At 66.2% G+C, this 18,536-nt stretch carries 17 protein-coding genes; 7 read left to right on the forward strand and 10 right to left on the reverse strand.

The window, feature by feature from the left end; genetic code table 11:
* From ABZD10_RS05005 to ABZD10_RS05025, 5 genes are all read right to left on the reverse strand, one after another.
* Positions 1-223 (reverse strand): FAD-dependent oxidoreductase (locus ABZD10_RS05005; protein WP_372885031.1); only part of this gene is annotated, 223 nt, incomplete at its 3' end.
* A 174-nt stretch (positions 224-397) separates the two neighbouring features.
* Positions 398-976, reverse strand: a complete 579-nt coding sequence (locus ABZD10_RS05010; RefSeq protein WP_372885033.1) for a DUF924 family protein — start codon at positions 974-976, stop codon at positions 398-400.
* A gap of 103 nt (positions 977-1,079) precedes the next feature.
* Positions 1,080-2,345, reverse strand: coding sequence for an MFS transporter (locus ABZD10_RS05015; RefSeq protein WP_372885036.1), 1,266 nt, complete (start codon positions 2,343-2,345; stop codon positions 1,080-1,082).
* 128 nt (positions 2,346-2,473) lie between these two features.
* Complete coding sequence (gene queA / locus ABZD10_RS05020) at positions 2,474-3,520, reverse strand: tRNA preQ1(34) S-adenosylmethionine ribosyltransferase-isomerase QueA (RefSeq protein WP_372885038.1); 1,047 nt, start codon at positions 3,518-3,520, stop codon at positions 2,474-2,476.
* The gene (locus tag ABZD10_RS05025) at positions 3,517-6,867 is read right to left on the reverse strand and encodes a DUF3971 domain-containing protein (RefSeq protein ID WP_372885039.1); all 3,351 of its coding nucleotides are present in this window, start codon (positions 6,865-6,867) and stop codon (positions 3,517-3,519) included. The genes queA and ABZD10_RS05025 overlap by 4 nt, the downstream gene beginning before the upstream one ends.
* A gap of 84 nt (positions 6,868-6,951) precedes the next feature.
* On the opposite strand from ABZD10_RS05025, the gene ABZD10_RS05030 reads away from it, so the two are divergent.
* From ABZD10_RS05030 to ABZD10_RS05045, 4 genes are all read left to right on the forward strand, one after another.
* Positions 6,952-7,413 (forward strand): peroxiredoxin, encoded by a 462-nt coding sequence (locus ABZD10_RS05030; RefSeq protein WP_372885040.1) that lies wholly within the window; start codon positions 6,952-6,954, stop codon positions 7,411-7,413.
* Between the two features lie 20 nt (positions 7,414-7,433).
* Positions 7,434-8,243, forward strand: coding sequence for a ferritin-like domain-containing protein (locus ABZD10_RS05035; RefSeq protein WP_372885051.1), 810 nt, complete (start codon positions 7,434-7,436; stop codon positions 8,241-8,243).
* Positions 8,244-8,452: 209 nt separating this feature from the next.
* Positions 8,453-9,766 (forward strand): DUF5930 domain-containing protein, encoded by a 1,314-nt coding sequence (locus ABZD10_RS05040; protein ID WP_372885041.1) that lies wholly within the window; start codon positions 8,453-8,455, stop codon positions 9,764-9,766.
* On the forward strand, positions 9,756-10,253 hold the full coding sequence (locus ABZD10_RS05045) for a polymer-forming cytoskeletal protein (protein WP_372885042.1): 498 nt from the start codon (positions 9,756-9,758) through the stop codon (positions 10,251-10,253). Before ABZD10_RS05040 ends, ABZD10_RS05045 begins: the two co-directional genes overlap by 11 nt.
* A 116-nt stretch (positions 10,254-10,369) precedes the next feature.
* On the opposite strand, the gene ABZD10_RS05050 is transcribed toward ABZD10_RS05045, so the two are convergent.
* On the reverse strand, positions 10,370-11,341 hold the full coding sequence (locus ABZD10_RS05050) for a DUF3179 domain-containing protein (protein WP_372885043.1): 972 nt from the start codon (positions 11,339-11,341) through the stop codon (positions 10,370-10,372).
* Positions 11,342-11,499: 158 nt separating this feature from the next.
* On the opposite strand from ABZD10_RS05050, the gene ABZD10_RS05055 reads away from it, so the two are divergent.
* On the forward strand, positions 11,500-11,865 hold the full coding sequence (locus tag ABZD10_RS05055) for a hypothetical protein (RefSeq protein WP_372885044.1): 366 nt from the start codon (positions 11,500-11,502) through the stop codon (positions 11,863-11,865).
* Between the two features lie 149 nt (positions 11,866-12,014).
* On the opposite strand, the gene ABZD10_RS05060 is transcribed toward ABZD10_RS05055, so the two are convergent.
* Positions 12,015-12,560, reverse strand: a complete 546-nt coding sequence (locus tag ABZD10_RS05060; RefSeq protein ID WP_372885052.1) for a peptidylprolyl isomerase — start codon at positions 12,558-12,560, stop codon at positions 12,015-12,017.
* Complete coding sequence (locus ABZD10_RS05065) at positions 12,553-13,065, reverse strand: peptidylprolyl isomerase (RefSeq protein WP_372885045.1); 513 nt, start codon at positions 13,063-13,065, stop codon at positions 12,553-12,555. The genes ABZD10_RS05060 and ABZD10_RS05065 overlap by 8 nt, the downstream gene beginning before the upstream one ends.
* Positions 13,066-13,194: 129 nt before the next feature.
* Between ABZD10_RS05065 and pgk the strand changes: the two genes are divergently transcribed.
* Both pgk and ABZD10_RS05075 read left to right on the forward strand, forming a co-directional pair.
* Positions 13,195-14,385 (forward strand): phosphoglycerate kinase, encoded by a 1,191-nt coding sequence (pgk, locus tag ABZD10_RS05070; protein WP_372885046.1) that lies wholly within the window; start codon positions 13,195-13,197, stop codon positions 14,383-14,385.
* Positions 14,386-14,557: 172 nt separating this feature from the next.
* Positions 14,558-15,451: a fructose bisphosphate aldolase gene (locus ABZD10_RS05075; protein WP_372885047.1), complete on the forward strand. Its 894-nt coding sequence runs from the start codon at positions 14,558-14,560 to the stop codon at positions 15,449-15,451.
* An 11-nt stretch (positions 15,452-15,462) separates the two neighbouring features.
* On the opposite strand, the gene ABZD10_RS05080 is transcribed toward ABZD10_RS05075, so the two are convergent.
* A complete protein-coding gene (locus tag ABZD10_RS05080) occupies positions 15,463-16,413 on the reverse strand; it encodes a TRM11 family methyltransferase (RefSeq protein WP_372885048.1) in 951 nt (316 codons plus the stop codon).
* A gap of 72 nt (positions 16,414-16,485) precedes the next feature.
* A complete protein-coding gene (locus ABZD10_RS05085) occupies positions 16,486-18,114 on the reverse strand; it encodes an acyl-CoA dehydrogenase family protein (RefSeq protein WP_372885050.1) in 1,629 nt (542 codons plus the stop codon).
* Positions 18,115-18,536: the final 422 nt, after the last annotated feature.

The raw sequence follows: 18,536 nt of genomic DNA on the forward strand, positions 1-18,536 counted from the left end.
CGGCGCTGAGCCCGAACTCCTTGGCGCGGTGCATCAGGTGGAAGACCTCGGAAGAGCGCAGCAGCGCCTTGGTCGGGATGCAGCCCCAGTTGAGGCAGATGCCGCCCAGATGCTCGCGCTCGACGACCGCCACTTTCAGGCCAAGCTGCGCGCCGCGTATCGCCGCCACATAGCCGCCCGGGCCCGCACCAATCACGATAAGATCGAAGTTGCCGGATGCCATTTGCCTCTCCCGATTTGTTGCTTGGGATCAGCCTAGATCAGTTTGAAATCCACTTCAACGCGGCCGCTTGGCCGGGCGGTGAATACGCTCCCGGAGCGGCCTGCACCCCGCCCGCCCCGGCCCGCGCCGGGGATCGAGGCGGTCGCGGTCGCGACCCCGGCGGGGCCGCCGCCGTCAGCTGGCCTTTTGCAGCGTCTCGACCGTGTGGCCATAGCCGCCGCGGTCGATATAGGCCTTTTCGGGGCCGGTATAGCTGCGCGCCAGCGCATCGTTGCGATAGGGGAAGCGGCCGAACAGCCGGATCACCTCGCGATGCGCCTTGGCATGCAGCAGGTTGGCCCTGCCGGATTCCGGCATCCTCTCCAGCATCATGCGCACGCAGCGCTCCTGATCGCAGAGGTTCTCGGAATGCATCAGCGGAAGATAGAAGAACTGCCGCGCCGGCTCGTCGATGCGCAGATCCCACTTGTGATGGATCGCCGCCTTGGCCGCCGCCAGCGCCGCCCTGTCCGAGGCGAAAGCCCGGTGCGTGCCGCGGAACATGTTGCGCGAGAACTGGTCATTGAGGATGATATAGGCCAGCGCTCCGCTGGGATAGGTCAGCCACTGTGCGAAACTGCCTTCCTGGGCGCGTTTCCAGCTGTCCATGAACCTGTCGCGAATCTGCTGATCCAGATCTTCCGATACCGCATACCAACCCTCCGGCCCGACCTCGTCGAGCCAGAACTTCAAGATATCATCGGGCCCTGCCATTGCCCTTTACTCCTTGTAATGATCACCCCACCACGGTGACATGAAAATGTTACACGGGAGAATGGCACTTTATTAAGTAAAAAAATGCGACATTCGCGACATATTATTGTACGAAACCCGGCTCTTCCTCCTCCTGCGCGGCCTCGATGGCGAATTCCTGCGCCGCTTCGACCGCCACCATGGACGATGTCGGCAGCACCGGCGCATAGCTGCCGGTGTCCTCGACGGCGATCGCGGCGCGGGCGGTCATGCGATAGACCGCATAGACCGCAATGGCCAGCATCAGCGCCGCCAGGAACAGGAAATAGCCGGACGGGCCGGTGACCGCCATGATCCAGCCGGTCAGAACCGGACCCGCGATCGCGCCCAGCCCGTTGATGAAGACCAGCCCGCCCGAGGCGGCGGCCATGTCCTTGTGGTCGAGAAAATCGTTGGTATGGGCGATGAGCAGCGAATAAAGCGGGTTCGAGAACCCGCCGATCAGCGTCGCGGCGACCAGCAGCAGGATGAAGTTGTCGCCGAAAACCACGCCGGTGACGGCACCGAGCCCGCCGACGAGCCCGGCCATCGCGACCAGCACCCGGCGATCCATACGGTCCGACAGCCAGCCCAGCGGGTACTGGATCACCGTCGCCCCGACGTAGAACATGGCCACGAACAGCGAGATCTGCTTGACCGACAGCCCGACCTCGGCGCCGAACACCGCCGACATGCCGAACTGGGCCGAGAACACGCCGCCAAGCAGGAACATGCCGACCGCGCCCAGCGGCGAGTTGCGCACCAGATCGCGCAGGCTCATCGGCTGGGTGGCCTCGAAGGCCGGGGTCGGCGAAATGCTGAGCAGGATCGGCGCGAAGGAGATCGACACCAGAACCGAGGGGATCACGAACAGCACATAGCCCGAGGGGTCGGCGGTGAGCAGGATCGCCTGGGCCGCGACCACCCCGATCATCTGCACGATGACATAGAGCGACAGCGCCTGGCCACGGTTCTCGTTGGTCGCGGCATTGTTGAGCCAGCTTTCGGCGGTGACGTAGACGCCCGAGAAACAGAAGCCGATCACCACCCGGCCGACGACCCAGACCCAGGGGTTGGCAAAGGTCGGATACAGGATGATCACCGCCGAGATGAACGAGGCCAGCGCCGCAAAGACCCGCACGTGACCGACCCGGCGGATCATCTCGGGCGCCATTCGCGATCCGCCGAGAAAGCCGATGAAATAGGCCGACATCACCAGCGACATCTCGAAGGTCGAAAACCCCTCGATCTCGCCCCGGATCCCGAGCAGGGTCGACTGGACACCATTGCCCAGCATCAGCAGCATCATGCCGAGCAGCAGCGCCCATGCGCCTGACAGGAACTGAAACATCGCGACCCCCTTCAGATTCGATAAGCGCCCAGATCACATGTAAAAACAAGCTCTGTATGCTCTGTCAGCGACACCCCGGCGACATTAGCGGCATCGCGCCCGCGCCGGGCCGCCCGCCTCGCCCTGCTTCAGGGCAGCAGCAGCGACGCGTCGCCATAGGAAAAGAACCGGTATTCCTCGGCCACCGCATGGTCATAGATCCGCCGCAGCCTGTCCTGTCCCATCAGCGCCGAGACCAGCATCATCAGGGTCGATTTCGGCAGGTGGAAATTGGTCATCAGCGCATCGGTGACGCGGAATTCGAATCCCGGATAGATGAAGATGTCGGTCTCGCCCTCCCAGGGGGCGATCTCGCCGCCCCGCGCGGCGCTTTCGATCAGGCGCAGCGCCGTGGTGCCGACCGGGATCACCCGGCCTCCGGCGGCACGGGTGGCGGCGATCTCGGCCGCCGCGTCGGGGCTGACGCGGCCCCATTCGGCGTGCATCTTGTGGCTGGCGACATCCTCGACCTTGACCGGCAGGAAGGTGCCGGCGCCGACATGCAGGGTGACATAGGTAAAGCTCACCCCCATGTCGTGCAGCCGCTGCAACAGCGGCGCATCGAAATGCAACGAGGCGGTGGGCGCGGCGACGGCCCCGGAATGGCGGGCCCAGACGGTCTGATAATCGGTCTTGTCGCGGGCATCGGCCGCGCGTTTGGCGGCGATATAGGGCGGCAGCGGCATGGCGCCCGCCTCGGCCAGCGCGGCGTCGAAATCGGCGCCGGCGAGATCGAAGCGCAACAGGCCCTGGCCCTCCTCCTTGGCCTCGAGACAGGCCGCCAGCCGGTCCGAGAAGCGCACGGTTTCGCCGATGCGCAGCTTTTTCAGCGGCTTGACCAGCGCGCTCCACAATCCGTCTGCGCGCGGCTCCAGCAGTGTGACCTCGATCTTGGCGCGGGTCTCGCCCGCCGCGCCGCTGCGGCTGCGGAAACCGCTCAGCCGCGCCGGGATCACCTTGGTGTCGTTCAGGACCAGCCGGTCGCCGGGGCGCAGCCAGTCTGTGAGGTCGGTGACACGGGCGTCGCTGATCCGCTCGGGCGTCGCCACCAGCAGCCGCGCCGAGCTGCGCGGGGTCGCAGGGCGGGTCGCGATCAGCCGCTCGGGCAGATCGAAATCGAAATCGGTCAGTTTCATTGTGTCACGGTGCCAGGCAAGGGGTGGGTTGTGCCGGGGGGCTGGCGCGGTGCCCGGTCCCCGGTCGGAGCCCGGAAAATCCCGCGTAGGAAGCCGGGCGTCAAGGCCGATAATGGATTGACGCTGATCTCGAGCGCATCCTTGTGGCCGCGCGCCTGATAGGTAAAGGCCAGCAGCCCCTCGCCCTTCTTGGAAATCACCCGCCCCACGGAATTGAGGAAATAGACCGGCGTCAGCGCCCCCTGAAGGTCGACATGGCCGCTGTCCAGATCCACCACCCCATCCGCCGACAGACCCATGCCGGGCCCGACGGCGCTGGCTTCGGAAATCACCAGCCGGTCCGGTGAAAGGCGGAACTTGGTGGCGATCTCGGTCAGCAGGATGCCCGGCCCCGCCAGCTGGTCCAGAAGCCCGACGACACTGATCGCGTTCAAGAGTTCGGCAAAGGCCGGCGCGTCCAGCAGCTTGACGTTCTGGATCGACATCACCCCGTCATAGCTGTCGTCCTGCGGCCCCGGCGTCAGGTGCAGCAGCAGATCCCCCGGCCCCGAAGTGCGGGCGATCCCCAGCGCGTTGATGACGTCGCCGCCGCGATTGGTGGTGATGCGAAAGGCCTGGCGGTCGCCGCGCGGCACCATTTCTCCGAACACCGGCGCCATGCCGTTGAACGAGCCCGAAAAACTGCCCGTCAGCCCGCCCCGGTCCTCGAACTGGCCGGTGAAATCCTTGAGATAGAAGCTTTCCGAGATCTGCACCCTCTGAAGCCGGGCCCGGATCGGTCCGATGGCGGTGCCGTCGCCGCTGCCCGATGCGCCGCCCTGCCCCTTGGGCAGCCCCCTGAGATCGAAACTGCCCCCCGTGAGCAGGATCTCGGGCGGCGCATCGCCGCCGCGGCCGACGATCTCTCCGGCACCGCTCAGCCAGTTGCCGACCTCGACCTGCCCAAGCGTCACCCGGTCGAGCCCGCCGCCCTCGTGCAGCCGCACCGCGCCCTCGGCGGCCAGCCCCGGCGCCTCAAAGGTGAAACGGTCGACCCGCGCCGGCCGCCCGAGGGTCATCTCGAGCATGAACTCCCCGGTTTCGGCGGCCGGTTTCGACCAGCCCAGCGGCGCCAGCGCCATCGCCAGCCCGCCAAGATCCGATGTCAGCGCAAAGCTCGGGGCCGTGTCGCGGGCGAAATCCATGCGGAAATCGCCCTGCGCCCGGCCACTGAAGCCGGCGACCGGGAAGCCCGGGGCAAAGGCCGCCACCGCCACCGCCCCGAGATCGGCCTGCCCGCTGAGCCGGCTGCGGCCGTCGCGCCCGGGGCCAAGCGGCGATTCCCAGCGCGCCTTCACCGGCACCGGCCCGACATGGCCCTGGCCCTCGATCACGATCCGCTCGTTGGTGACATTGCCCCTGAGGTCGCCGACGATCGGCTTGTCGGCGATGAAATGATCGCTGCGCGCGCCGGGCAGGTCGAAATCGACGTCAAAGGCGACATCGCTGGTCTTGATCTTCTTCTTCAGCGCCAGATCCAGCCGCCCCGAGGCGCGCAGGATGCCTTCGGCCAGATCGACCGGCAGACGCGCCTTTTCCATCACCGACAGGGGCGGCCGGTCCAGCAGCGACAGCGCCGCCGTGACCGGCCCCTCGGCCACCAGCCGCACCCGTGCCGGCGCCTCTTTGACGGTGGTGTCGCGAACCACGAAACGGGTGCCGGCGATGTCCAGCCGGCCGCCCTGTTCGGCAACCACGTGACCGGCCGAAGCCCCGACCGTGAACCGGTTGTCGATCAGCACCGCGCTGCCGCGCCCGCCCTCGAGCGGCGGCATCGACTTCATGAAGCGCATCTTCAGGTCGCTGAACTGGAAATCGGCATAAAGATCGGGCGGCGCCTGGCGACGCGAGCGCAGCGCCAGGGTGATGTCCTCGAGATTGACGGCGTGGATGTTCTGGGCGATCCAGTCGCGCAGCCGTGTCTTGACGCCCTCGGGCCAGACCCCCAGCACCGCCTCCTTTTCCAGCCGCGTCATGGCACCGTCGAGCCGGTAGTCCCAGTCTTCCTGATCCGGCGACATGCGCCCCTTCAGGCTCAGGCGCTGACCCTGCTGCGACAGCACCAGCTGGCCCAGGGTCAGTTCGAAAGGATCCAGTCGCAGGCGGAAATCGGCAAAGGCGCCCTCGAGCGCGATCGGGCTGTCGGCCAGCCGGTTGGGGTTGACCTCGAGCTTGGTGAACTCGAGCTGCACCACCATCTCGTCGGGCACCCCCCGCTCCATGCCGCCCAGCACCGCCTTGCCATGGGCCTGGGCCGAGACCAGGTCGGCCTCGAGCGCGAATTCGTCCAGGGTCAGGGTCTGGCCGGCCGGATCATAGGTCAGATAGGTATGCGCGGCGCGGAACGGCACCGGGCGCACCCGGTCGTCGGGTTGCAGGGCGCCGGCGCCGATCTGCAAGGCGACGGCGGTCGGCCCCAGCACCCCGTCACCCTCGGTCGCCGCCCGCAGCGCGCCCGAGATCGGTGCCTCGAGGATCGCCAGCCAGGCCAGCGCCGGCGACTGCGAGGCGATATCGGCCGCTGGCATGTCCTCGAAGGTGAGGCCGAACTGCGACATGTTGCTGCTGAGCGAGGTTTCCACCGTCATTTCCAGCGAGGAGACATAGGAGCGCGCCCCCAGCGCCACCATATTGGCCGAGATCGACACCGCGTCGCCACGCCGGCGCAGCCGCGCCCGGCCGCCATCGATCGACCAGCCGCGCCCGGCGCGCACATCCTCATAGCGCAGATGCAGCGCGTCGACACGCACGTTCTCGAGCGGCGCCAGCAGCGGCAGATCGAGCAGCGCCGCCATCTGGGTGCCGAAATTGGCCAGCGTGGCGCGGGCGTCGATCGGCCCCAGCGGGCCGTCGGCGGGACCGAAGGAGATGTTGAAGGCGCCGTCCGCCAGCCGGTGCAGGCTGACGAAGACCCCGGTCACGCGCACGTCGCGCAGGCCCAGCCGGCGCCGCAGCAGATCGCGCATCGACAGGGTGATGTCGACCTCTTCCAGCGCGATGGCGCTCGAGCTGTCGCGCTCGCGCAGCTGCAGCGCCCGGGCGCGGATGCGCGGCCGCAGCCCGTCCTCGATCACCACCGACATCTCGCCGATATCGAGGTCCATATGCGGCATCTGCCGCGCCAGCAGCATCTCGGCCCGGCTGGCGGCCCAGCCGGGCACGTTCAGCGGCCGGCCGATCAGCGCGAAAAGCACCAGCGCCAGCACCGCCGCCAACCCGCCGAGGCTGAGCAGGAGCCACAGGCCGACCCGCCGCCCGCGGCGCGTCCGGGGGCGGGTATCGGGGGCGGGAATTTCGGGTTCTGACACCGCGATCCTCGTCTGCTGCGAATGGGGCTTGCTCGTCCAAGCCCTCCCTATACGTTATGCCTGTCTAAATCGAGGAATCTCAAGATGCTTGAACAGTCCGATCCAGCCCCCGGTTTTTCGCTGCCGTCCTCGGACGGGACCACCTTTGCGCTGTCGGCCATGCAGGGCCGCAAGCTGGTGCTGTATTTCTACCCGCGCGACAACACGGCGGGCTGTAGCAAACAGGCGATCGGCTTTTCCGAGGCGCGCGCGGCCTTTGCCGACGCCGGCGCCGAGATCTACGGCATCTCCAAGGACGACATGGCCTCGCATGAGCGGTTTATCGCCAAGAAGGACCTCGCGATCCCGCTCTTGTCGGACGCCAACAGCGATGTCTGCGAACGCTATGGCGTGTGGAAAGAGAAAAAGATGTACGGCAAGACCTTCATGGGAATCGAGCGGTCGACCTTCCTGATCGACGAGGCCGGCACGATCGCCCGCATCTGGCGCAGGGTGAAGGTGGCGGGCCATGTCGAAGAGGTGCTCGAGGCGGTGCGGGCGCTGTGAGCGGCAAGACCCTTTCGCAGATGGCGGTCGAGGTGCTGACCACCGCCGACGGCCGCGCCAAGACCGCGCTCAGCCACCAGCATGCCGCGGCCTGGTTTGCCGCGCGCGCCGCCGGGACCGCGCCCGAGATCGGCGCGGCCACGCCCCCCTTGCAGCCGGCGCGCCCCACCAAACCCGAACTGCTGTCGCCGCGCGACGTGCCGCGCCGCCGCCCCGGCAGCCCGCAGGGGCGCATCGCGCTGCTGCATGCGGTGGCCCATATCGAACTGAACGCCGTCGACCTGCACTGGGACATCATCGCCCGTTTTGCCGCCACCCCGATGCCGCCGGGCTTTTATGACGACTGGGTCAAGGCGGCGGACGAGGAGTCCAAGCATTTCAATCTGGTCTGTGACTGCCTCGAGGCGATGGGCAGCCATTACGGCGCCCTGCCCGCCCATGCCGGCATGTGGCGCGCCGCCGAGGACACGGCCGGGGATTTCATGGGCCGGCTGGCGGTGGTGCCGATGGTGCTCGAGGCGCGCGGCCTCGACGTCACCCCGGGCATGATCGAGATTTTCCGCCAGGCCGGCGAAAGCGACACCGTCGCCGCGCTCGAGGTGATCTATGCCGAAGAGGTCGGCCATGTCGCCTATGGCTCGAAATGGTTCCACTTTCTCTGCGGCCGTCATGACCGGGATCCGAAGGAAATTTTCCACGCCCTTGTGCGGCGCTATTTCCACTCGGCGCTGAAACCGCCCTTCAACGAGGAAAAGCGCGCCGAGGCCGGGCTGCCGCCCGATTTCTACTGGCCCCTGGCCGAGGAAACGCCGCGGCGCGAACGCCCCTAGCCCCCGACCCGACCCGCATTTCGCGGTCGCCGGCCCCCGGCACCGCTGCCGGATCGGCAGGTCGCCGCCGATCGCCGCCCGGCGCGGCGCACGGCCCTTGGCCGGGCCGGCGCAAAGACCTTGCCCCAAAGTCGGGCAATCGTTAATAAATCCGGGCCGGGACAGGACAGAAGCCCGGAAAACCGGGATGGGACTGGGGACAAAGACACGTGCGTTCACGTCTGGCGATCAGAATTCACACGCTTCTCGAGCGCTTTTTTCCGGAACGTCGGCTGTTCCTGCGCTCGGAAGAGGACACCCGCTTCATCCGCCTGCGGCCCTCGACGCAGCTTCTGGCCTTCGTCGGCGGCACCTCGATCATCGCCTGGACGATCATCGCCACCGCGATCCTGCTGATGGATTCGATCGGCGCCGGCAATTTCCGCGAACAGGCACGGCGCGACCAGCAGACCTATGAGCTGCGTCTCAATGATCTCTCGCAAGAGCGCGACGCGCGCACCGAAGAGGCGCTGGCGGCACAGCAGCGCTTCAACTCGGCCCTCGACCAGATCTCGGCCATGCAATCCGAGCTTCTGGCCTCGGAATCGCGCCGCCGCGAATTGGAAACCGGCGTCGAGGTCATCCAGTCGACCCTGCGCCGCACCATGAAGGAACGCGAAAGCGCCCTTAGCGAAATCGCGGCGCTGCGCAATGACGCGAGCCGCAAGGATCCGGCCGAGGCCGGAGCCTCGCCGCTGAACGACGACATGGTGGGCACGCTTTCGGCGGTTCTCGCCGACACCGCCGCCGAGCGCGACCAGGTGCTTCAGGACGCGCAGGCAGCGCTTGATGCGGCCCGCGAGATGCAGCTCGAGATGGCGCTGATGGCAGAGAAGAACGACCAGATCTTCCGCCAGCTCGAAGACGCGATGACGATTTCCGTCGAGCCTCTGGAAACCATGTTCAAGGCAGCCGGCATGGACACCGACGCGCTGCTCAAGGAAGTGCGGCGCGGCTATAACGGTCAGGGCGGCCCGCTGATGCCGCTGGCCTTTTCGACCAAGGGCGGCGAGCTGACCGAGGACACCCTGCGCGCCAATTCGCTGCTGGACCAGATGGACCAGCTCAACATGTACCGCATCGCCGCCGAGACCCTCCCCTTTTCGAGCCCGCTGAAAAGCGCCTTCCGCTATACCAGCGGCTATGGCATGCGCTGGGGGCGGATGCACAAGGGCACCGATTTCGCCGCCCGCCACGGCACCCCGATCTATGCCACCGCCGACGGCGTGGTCACCCATGCCGACTGGCTGTCGGGCTATGGTCGCCTGATCAAGATCCAGCACGAGTTCGGCATCGAGACCCGCTATGCCCACTTGGCGAAAATCCGCGTGAAGGTCGGACAAAGGGTCTCGCTTGGCGATCATATTGGTGATATGGGCAATTCCGGACGATCCACCGGCACCCATCTGCACTATGAGGTGCGCAAGAACGGAAGCGCGGTGAACCCGATGAAATTTATCAAGGCTGGACGAAATGTTTTCTAAGAGCAAGATCAACGAACCCAAACCCGCAGAACCGGCCAAGCCCGCCCCGGCGCCCGCCGCCGCCCCGCAGAAACCCGCGAGCGACTTCAAGGCGCCGCCGCCCAAGGCCAAGCCGCCGGCCTCGATCCTGTCCTCGGACCTGCATATCTCGGGCAATCTGAAAACCACCGGCGACATTCAGGTCGAAGGCACCGTCGAGGGCGACATCCGCGCCCATCTTCTGACCGTCGGCGAAAGCGCCACGATCAAGGGCGAGGTGATCGCCGATGACGTGGTCGTCAACGGCCGCATCGTCGGCCGCGTGCGCGGCCTCAAGGTGCGCCTGACCTCGACCGCCCGCGTCGAAGGCGACATCATCCACAAGACCATCGCCATCGAGAGCGGCGCCCATTTCGAAGGCTCGGTGCAGCGTCAGGACGACCCGCTGACCAAAAAGTCCGCCGCCGCGCCGGTGGCCAAGCCCGCCGCCCCCAAGGCCAGCGCCTAAAGCTCTGGACCCGCAGCTGCGGCTGCGCCTGCGACATTCCAACGCCGCCTCGTTACGGGGCGGCGTTTTTCATGGCCTCGTCAGGGTGTCGCCGGGCTGAATTGCCGCCCCGGCGGTCACTCACCCAGCATCCACCGCCCCTCGGGCCAGAAGGCATGAAAGGCAAAGGCGAACATCACGTCATGGGCCAGGTCGCGCCCCTGCGCGTCGCGCACCCGGATCGAGCCGACATCGCGCCCCTTGGCCATGTTGCCACTGTCCAGCGCCGAGGCCTGCCCTGCAACCCAGCTGATCTCGACCCCGGCTTCGCGCAGCACTCCGGTCTCGCGCAGGCGCTGCAACGGCCAGGCCCGGTCCCCGACCCGCACCACGCGCGACAAGGCCGCGATCCCGTGCGGCGGCAGCTCGCCATTATAGAGAAACGGCCGTTTGGAACTGTCATAGCCGGCATAGGGGTTGCGCCCGTAGCGCCGGTTATAGGCCGGCTCGGCCATCACCAGCCCCTCGGGGTTGCGGGCACGGAACTGGTCCCAGCCCTCCATCCAGCTGGGCACCAGCGCCAGTTCGGCGCCGGTCAGCTCGCCCACGATCGCCCGCCCCAGCGCCTGCTGCCACCAGCTCTGGGTCTCGCGGTCATACATCACCATGTCGGAATTGCGCAGCTTGCCCGACACGCCCAGCGTCAGCACCCGCCCTCCAAGACGCCGATCAAAGGTCAGCGCCGAATTGCACAACGGACAGAAGGTCACCGCGATCGGCATGCCGCCCACCGTGTCATTGACGATCTCGTGCCAGGTCAGGTAGCGCAGCGGATAGGCGCGCGGCGCGGCGCCCTCGATCTCGACCGTGATCACCGGCTCGCGATCGCCGATGCGGCTTTCCTCGCCGGCGCGGATGAACTGCGGATCGCTGAGCGCCGGGATGCCGTCCTTGGCCGGCCCGCCCGAAAGGATCTCGGACCATGATGCGACCGAGGTCACCGAGAAATCGGTCTCGGGCCATTCATGTTTCCAGAAATCCGGGTTGGCCCCGGCACCGCCGGCCAGAACCACCATGATCGTTGCTGCCTTGAGCGCCCTGAAAATCATCGCATTCCTCCAATCTCCGCCAAGATGCGGTCAAACCAGAGCAAAAGCTATCCGCAGCACGCAGATGTGAAACTTCGTGCACAATGGCAGGCGCTTTGATCGGGCACGACTTCGTGATACCCTGAACGCATTCAAACAGCAGATTTAGGAGACAAGACATGCGTTTTGCAACGATTTCAATCCTCGCATCGGCGATGGTTCTCGCCAATCCAGCCAACGCACAATCACTGAATAAAATCACCAATGAAGACGACTATCGCGCAATGGTCGTGGGCCACAAGTTCTATGACGAACATGGCAATTGGGTGCGATCCAATGCCGATGGCACCATGGTCGGGCGTTTCAACAAGGAAAAACTGCGCGGTGCCTGGAACTGGCAGGGGCGCTATTTCTGCCGCAACATCATCCTCGGGAAGAACGAGCTCGGAACCGATTGTCAGGTCGTCTACACCAACGGCACGCAGCTGCAGTCCAAACGCAACAAGGGAAAGGGTGAACTCAGCGATGTATTCGTACGGAAGTGACCGCTTTTCGCATCTTTCCGTTGGGTGATTGATCCTTTTCGCGCCCGAACGATCACGGCGGCTACGCTGACGCGACCCGCAAGTCGCGTCAGCGGAATTTCTGGTTGAAACGGCCCAGGACGCACCCAAACGACGTGTTTGAAGCGTCTTTACTCGGTCACCGTGACCGTTTTCATCAGGTCGGGGCGGCCGATCACCGCGCCGTTGCCGCCCTTGCCAAGCTTGATCGCGTCGACCACCTCCATGCCCGCCGTGACCTTGCCGACCACGGTGTACTGGCCATTGAGGAAATGCCCCGGCGCGAACATGATGAAGAACTGCGCATTGGCCGAGTCCGGGTGCTGCGAGCGCGCCATGCCGACGATGCCCCGGTCATAGGGAATGTCCGAGAACTCGGCCGCAAGGTTCGCACGCTCCGACTTGCCCCGTCCGGCATAGCTGAGATCATTGCCCAGCTTGCCGTATTGCACATCACCCGTCTGCGCCATGAAACCCTCGATCACGCGGTGGAAGACCACCCCGTCATAAGCGCCTTCGGCGGCCAGAGCAGTGATCTGCTCAACGTGGTTCGGGGCCACGTCTTCGAACAGATCAATGGTCACGGTGCCATTGGCCTCGCCCTCGATCTCGATCTGGAGGCCGGTGGCCAGCGCAGGGCTGGCCATCAGCGACAGGGCAAAGGCGAGCTTACGCATCGACATCTGCGGCCACTTTCACCGACACCATGCGGTCGGGGCTGGCAGGCGGCTCGCCCCGGGTGATGGCGTCGACATGCTCCATGCCCTCGATGACGCGGCCGTAGACGGTGTATTGGCCATTGAGGAAATGGTTGTCCTTGAAGTTGATGAAGAACTGCGAATTGGCGCTGTCGGGCATCTGGCTGCGGGCGGCGCCCAGGGTGCCGCGATCATGCGGCAGCTTCGAGAACTCGGCCTTGAGGTTGGGCAGGTCCGAGCCGCCGGTGCCGGCCATGCGCAGGTTGAAGTCCTTTTCCATGTTGCCGTTGGCGACGTCGCCGGTCTGCGCCATGAAACCGTCGATCACCCGGTGAAAGGCGACGTTGTCATATTGACCCGAGCGCGCCAGCTCCTTCATCCGCGCGCTGTGGCCGGGGGCCACGTCGGGCAGGAGCTCGATGACGACGGTGCCGTCCTTCAGTTCCATCAGGATGGTGTTTTCGGGGTCTTTGATCTCGGCCATCTGGCTCTCCTGTCTGACTGTTTGCGCGATAGTTAATCACCGCCGCCGCGAATGCCAAGAGAGCGCATTGACCCCCCGCCCGTTTCCTTTAGGAAAGGGCGCAACAATTTTGACCGTCGGAGAGGCATTATGGGCTGGAAAACACTTGATGACATGGAACTGAACGGCAAGCGCGTTCTGGTGCGGGTCGACATCAACGTGCCGATCGTCGAAGGGGTGGTGACCGACAGCACCCGTATCCGCCGCATCTCTCCTACGGTGCGAGACATTCTCGCCGCCGGTGGCCGGCCGATCCTGCTGGCGCATTTCGGCCGCCCCAAGGGCGAGCGCCGCGAGAACCTGTCGCTGCGCCAGCTTGTGCCGACGCTGGAACGCGCCTTCGAGACCCGGGTGCAGTTTGCCGCCGACTGTGTCGGCCCGGCCGCCGAACTGGCCGCCGAAACCCTTCAGGACGGTCAGGTGCTGCTGCTGGAAAACACCCGCTTCCACGCCGCCGAGACCAAGAACGACCCCGAGCTGGCCGCCGGCATGGCGCGGCTTGGCGATGTCTATTGCAACGATGCCTTCTCGGCCGCCCACCGCGCCCATGCCTCGACCGAGGCCCTGGCCCGGCTGCTGCCGGCCTGTGCCGGCCGCCTGATGCAGGCCGAGTTGCAGGCGCTGGAAAGCGCCCTCGGCAAGCCGCGGCGCCCGGTCACCGCGGTGGTCGGCGGGGCCAAGGTCTCGACCAAGCTCGAGCTTTTGTCGAACCTCATCGAAAAGGTCGACACGCTGGTGATCGGCGGCGGCATGGCCAACACCTTTCTGGCCGCGCAGGATGTGCCGATCGGCATTTCCCTGGCCGAGCGGCTGATGACCGGCACCGCCCGCGAGATCATGGAAAAGGCCAAGACCACCGGCTGCACCATCCTGTTGCCGCGCGACGTGGTGGTGGCGCGCAAGTTCGAGGCCAATGCCGATCACGAGATCCTGCCGCTGGGCCAATGCCCCGAGGACGCGATGATCCTTGATGCCGGCCCCGAAAGCGTTGCCGCCATCGCCGCGGTTCTGAAGGCCAGCCAGACGCTGATCTGGAACGGCCCGCTCGGCGCCTTCGAGATCGAGCCCTTCGACACCGCCACCAATGCCGCCGCGCTGCAGGCCGCCGCGCTGACCCGCAGCGGCAAGCTGATCTCGGTCGCCGGCGGCGGTGACACCGTGGCGGCGCTCAACGCTTCGGGCGCGGGCACCGATTTCAGCTATATCTCGACCGCCGGCGGTGCCTTCCTTGAATGGATGGAAGGCAAGACCCTGCCCGGCGTCGCGGCGCTGATCCAGTAGCCCGAGGCCGGCCATCCGGCGGCGCGCATCGCCCAAAGGCCCCTTGCACGCCCCGATTGCGGCCACAGCCAGGCGTTAGCGCCACCACGATTGCAACCCCCGCCCCGCTCGCTTAGAAGCGGGGCGAGCCTTTTTCACCGACCAAACCTGCATATTTCCAAGGGCGGAACCCATGTCCAAACAAGCACAAACCGATCAGATGACCTCCGGCGCCGGCTTCATCGCCGCCCTTGACCAGAGCGGCGGGTCGACCCCCAAGGCGCTGCGCCTCTACGGCATCGAGGAAACCGGCTACGGCTCGGACGCCGAGATGTACGACCTGATCCACGCCATGCGCGCCCGCATCGCCGCCGCCCCGGCCTTTACCGGCAACAAGGTGGTCGGCGCGATCCTGTTCGAAATGACCATGGACCGCGAGATCGACGGCACCCCCACCGCCACCTACCTCTGGGAACAGCGCGGCGTGGTGCCCTTCCTGAAGGTCGACAAGGGTCTTGAGGCCGAGGAAAACGGCGTCCAGATGATGAAGCCGATGCCCGAGCTGGACACGCTCTGCGAGCGCGCCGTCGCCAAGGGCATCTTCGGCACCAAGATGCGCTCGGTGATCTCGGCCGCAAACCCGGCCGGCATCCGCGCCGTGGTGGCCCAGCAGTTCATGATCGGCGAACAGATCCTCGGCCACGGGCTGATGCCGATCATCGAACCCGAGGTGACCATTTCGATCGCCGACAAGGCCGAGGCCGAGGCCATCCTTCTGTCCGAGCTGACCTCGGCGCTGGACGCGCTGCCGGAAAGCCAGCAGGTGATGCTGAAGCTGACCCTGCCCGAGACCGCCAACCACTATAAGCCGCTGGTCGATCACCCGCGCGTGATGCGTGTCGTGGCGCTGTCGGGCGGCTACAGCCGTGACGAGGCCAACCAGCGCCTTTCGACCAACACCGGCATGATCGCCTCTTTCTCGCGCGCCCTGACCGAAGGCCTGTCGGCCCAGCAAAGCGACGATGCGTTCAACGCCATGATCGAAGGCTCGATCGACAGCATCTATGATGCCTCGGTCGCGGGCTAACCACCTGTGAATTAGCGGTTTTTCCGCAGCAACAGCACGTCGCGCAGAATGGATTCACTCATCCTGTGCGCGACGTTTCTTTTCAGAACCTGCAGATCCAGCCCCTCAAAGGCCGCCTCCATCCGGGCGCGCTTGGGAATATAGCTGTTGAAGGCGATCGCCATCACCCCCCCGGGGGCGAGACAGGCCGCCCAACCGGGCGCCGCCGCCTCGATGGTGGCCAGCGGGCTGCGCGCGCCATCGGCCCCGCCCATATGCTGCACCCCATAGGGAATGTCGGTGACCAGCAGGTCAAACGGCCTGCGCCCGACCAGATCGCGGGCATTCACCGTGTCGCCGGTGATGACCCGCGCCACCTGCCCCTCGGCCATGAAGTCGAGGTATTTGCCGACGCCCTTCTTGTTGGATTTCTGCACCCAGCCCTCGACCAATTTATGTTTCTGGCGGTGCAGCTTGGTCCATTTCTTAAGGCCGCGCCGGATCTCGTTCAGCGCAGCGCCGTCTTGCTCGATGCCGGTGGCCGACAGGCCAAACCGCATGGCCCAGAACAAGGAGGTGCCCCGCCCGCACATCGGATCCAAAAGCCGCGGCTTCGCGGCGCCCGTGTCTGCCTCTTGCAGAGCCAGATTTATCAGCATCCGGGTCAGCATTTCATTGGTCTTGCCCCGGTATTTTTCGCCGCTGACGAAATCCTCGTGCAGCAGAAACCCTGCGCCGCCCTCGACCGGGGCCCATTTGCCCTCCTCGATCTGAAACACCCCCTGGGCAAAGGACAGCCGCAACAGGTCGGTGATCCGGGTTTCGGCGCATGTGAGCCGCAGGAACTCCATGCCGCCCCGGGTTTCGATATCGCCGACCTCGACCCCGGCCAGCCCGGCAATCTCGGCCAGCGCCACCTCCCGGACATCGGCGAAATAGGCCGCGCCGGCGGCGGGAGAGATCAACAGGGCAAAATCGGGCATCCGGGGTCTCGTCGGCTTTCGGCAGGGTCGCGGTCGCCGGACCCTATACGAGGCGACGCCGCTTGCAAAGCCTCAGCCGCCGGGGCCCAGCCGCGCAAGGATGGCTTCGGTGTCGAGCCCCGCCACGGTGCCCGCCAATTGCCCGCGATTGCCTTCAAGCCGGCTGGTGACATAGCCCGCGACCACCGCATCGGGCGCCGTGCGCATCAAGGCCGCTGCGGTCAGCAGATTGCCGAGGCTTTCGGCAAACCAGCGCGCCTCTCCCTCGGGCGGGATCGCCTTCCAACGCGACCGATGCTGCTCCAGCGCGGCGTCAAACCGCGCATCCCGCCCCCTGGCGCCATCCAGCACCTCATGCAAGGCCTCAGCCGCCAGCGGCTCGCGCGCCAGGGTGCGCAGGATGTCGAGACAGATCACATTGCCCGAGCCTTCCCAGATCGAGTTCAACGGCGCCTCGCGATAGAGCATCGGCATCGGCGTATCTTCCACATAGCCCATGCCGCCCAAGACCTCCAAAGCCTCGCCGACCACGCTGATACAGCGTTTGTTCGACAGGTATTTGGCCAAAGCCACGCCAATCCGCGCCAGCGCGCGCGACGGGTCATCCTCGCGATCAAAAGCCTCGGCCATGAACATCGCCACCGCCAGCGCGCCTTCCCAGTCCAGCGCCAGATCGGCCAGCACCTGCCGCATCAAGGGCTGGTCGATCAACCGCCGCTGAAAGGCCGAGCGATAGGTCACCCAGTGATGCGCCTCGGCCAGCGCCGCCCGCATCAAGGCCGCCGGGGCAATCGCCGTGTCAAGCCGGGTGTGATGCACCATCTCGATAATGGTGCGCACCCCGTCGCCCTCACCGCCCAGCCGCCAGGCCAGCGCATCGTGATATTCGATCTCGGAACTGGCATTGGCAACATTGCCCAGCTTCGCCTTAAGCCGCTGCAGCCGGATCGCGTTGCGCTCTCCCTCCAGCCAGCGCGGCACCAGGAAACAGGTCAGCCCCTCTTTGGCCTGGGCCAGGGTCAGGAAACCGTCGCTCATCGGCGCCGAACAGAACCACTTGTGGCCGCGCAGCCGGTAATGATTGCCCTCGCGCATCGCTTTGGTGCTGTTGGCGCGCACGTCCGAGCCGCCCTGCTTCTCGGTCATCGCCATGCCCAGCGTCGCCCCCGGCTTGTCGCCAATGGGCCGGGTCGAGGGATCGTAAAGCCCCGAGGTCAGTTTCGGCGCCCAGATGTCATACAGCCCGCGATCATGGCGCAGCGCCGGCACCGCGGCATAGGTCATGGTCATCGGGCAGCCGGCCCCGGGCTCGACCTGCATCTGGTAATAGACCAGCGCCGCATGGGTGGCATGGCCGCCCGCCTGACCGTCCCAGGCCACGGCGGCATAGCCGCTCTCCAGCCCCGCCGCCATCACCTGGTGATAGCCGGGGTGAAAGGCGACCTCGTCCAGCCGCCGCCCGCCGTTGTCGAAAAGCTTCAGCCGCGGCGGATCGCGCCGCGCCTCTTCCCCGGCATGGCGGTTGGCGGCGCTGCCGATGACGCCGCCGGCCCGCTCGAGGTGATCCGCCCGCGCCCCGGAGGCGAGCGCCGCCTCGCGCAGCGGCAGATCCTCGTGCCACAGGTTGCCGGGCTGACGCGCCTCGGGCTGGTTGTGCACCTCGTGGCTTTCCAACTGGCTCGACGCCGCAGATCCGCTCATGTCTCTTCCTCCCTCGACACCCGCCACAGCCTTGCACATCGCCCACCGGCGGCGCCAGAAAACCGTGACGTCACGCCGCCGTCACCCTCGGGTCACAGGGCCGGGCAAAACACCGGCCCGGGGCCAGAAAGCCATTCACAGCGCGAATCGCCTGTGGCACAGTCGCCCCAGACGCCCGCAAAGGGCGCGACCCGAGGCAGAGACAGCGCAGAGCAGACCCCAGACAGATGACCAGCCAGACTTCCCGCCCCGCCCTAGGTGCGCTCCTGTTTTTCGGAGCCTGTTTCGCAATGGCGGTCTATTTCACCTTCGCCGCCGTTCAGGGCGACTACGGCGTCTTCCGCCGGGTCGAGATCACCGCCGACCACGCCGCGCTCAGCGCCGATCTGGCGCGGCTTCAGGCCGAGGTCGCGCGCATGGAG

It is taken from the genome of Shimia sp., assembly GCF_041624275.1.
Taxonomy (GTDB): domain Bacteria; phylum Pseudomonadota; class Alphaproteobacteria; order Rhodobacterales; family Rhodobacteraceae; genus Shimia.

Excerpts from the sequence above, each read along its gene's own strand:
- ABZD10_RS05010 (WP_372885033.1), bottom strand. The coding sequence starts at position 976 with ATGGCAGGGCCCGATGATATCTTGAAGTTCTGGCTCGACGAGGTCGGG.
- ABZD10_RS05015 (WP_372885036.1), bottom strand. The coding sequence starts at position 2,345 with ATGTTTCAGTTCCTGTCAGGCGCATGGGCGCTGCTGCTCGGCATGATG.
- queA (WP_372885038.1), bottom strand. The coding sequence starts at position 3,520 with ATGAAACTGACCGATTTCGATTTCGATCTGCCCGAGCGGCTGATCGCG.
- ABZD10_RS05030 (WP_372885040.1), top strand. The coding sequence starts at position 6,952 with ATGCTTGAACAGTCCGATCCAGCCCCCGGTTTTTCGCTGCCGTCCTCG.
- ABZD10_RS05035 (WP_372885051.1), top strand. The coding sequence starts at position 7,434 with ATGGCGGTCGAGGTGCTGACCACCGCCGACGGCCGCGCCAAGACCGCG.
- ABZD10_RS05045 (WP_372885042.1), top strand. The coding sequence starts at position 9,756 with ATGTTTTCTAAGAGCAAGATCAACGAACCCAAACCCGCAGAACCGGCC.
- ABZD10_RS05050 (WP_372885043.1), bottom strand. The coding sequence starts at position 11,341 with ATGATTTTCAGGGCGCTCAAGGCAGCAACGATCATGGTGGTTCTGGCC.
- ABZD10_RS05055 (WP_372885044.1), top strand. The coding sequence starts at position 11,500 with ATGCGTTTTGCAACGATTTCAATCCTCGCATCGGCGATGGTTCTCGCC.
- ABZD10_RS05060 (WP_372885052.1), bottom strand. The coding sequence starts at position 12,560 with ATGCGTAAGCTCGCCTTTGCCCTGTCGCTGATGGCCAGCCCTGCGCTG.
- ABZD10_RS05065 (WP_372885045.1), bottom strand. The coding sequence starts at position 13,065 with ATGGCCGAGATCAAAGACCCCGAAAACACCATCCTGATGGAACTGAAG.
- pgk (WP_372885046.1), top strand. The coding sequence starts at position 13,195 with ATGGGCTGGAAAACACTTGATGACATGGAACTGAACGGCAAGCGCGTT.
- ABZD10_RS05075 (WP_372885047.1), top strand. The coding sequence starts at position 14,558 with ATGTCCAAACAAGCACAAACCGATCAGATGACCTCCGGCGCCGGCTTC.
- ABZD10_RS05080 (WP_372885048.1), bottom strand. The coding sequence starts at position 16,413 with ATGCCCGATTTTGCCCTGTTGATCTCTCCCGCCGCCGGCGCGGCCTAT.
- ABZD10_RS05085 (WP_372885050.1), bottom strand. The coding sequence starts at position 18,114 with ATGAGCGGATCTGCGGCGTCGAGCCAGTTGGAAAGCCACGAGGTGCAC.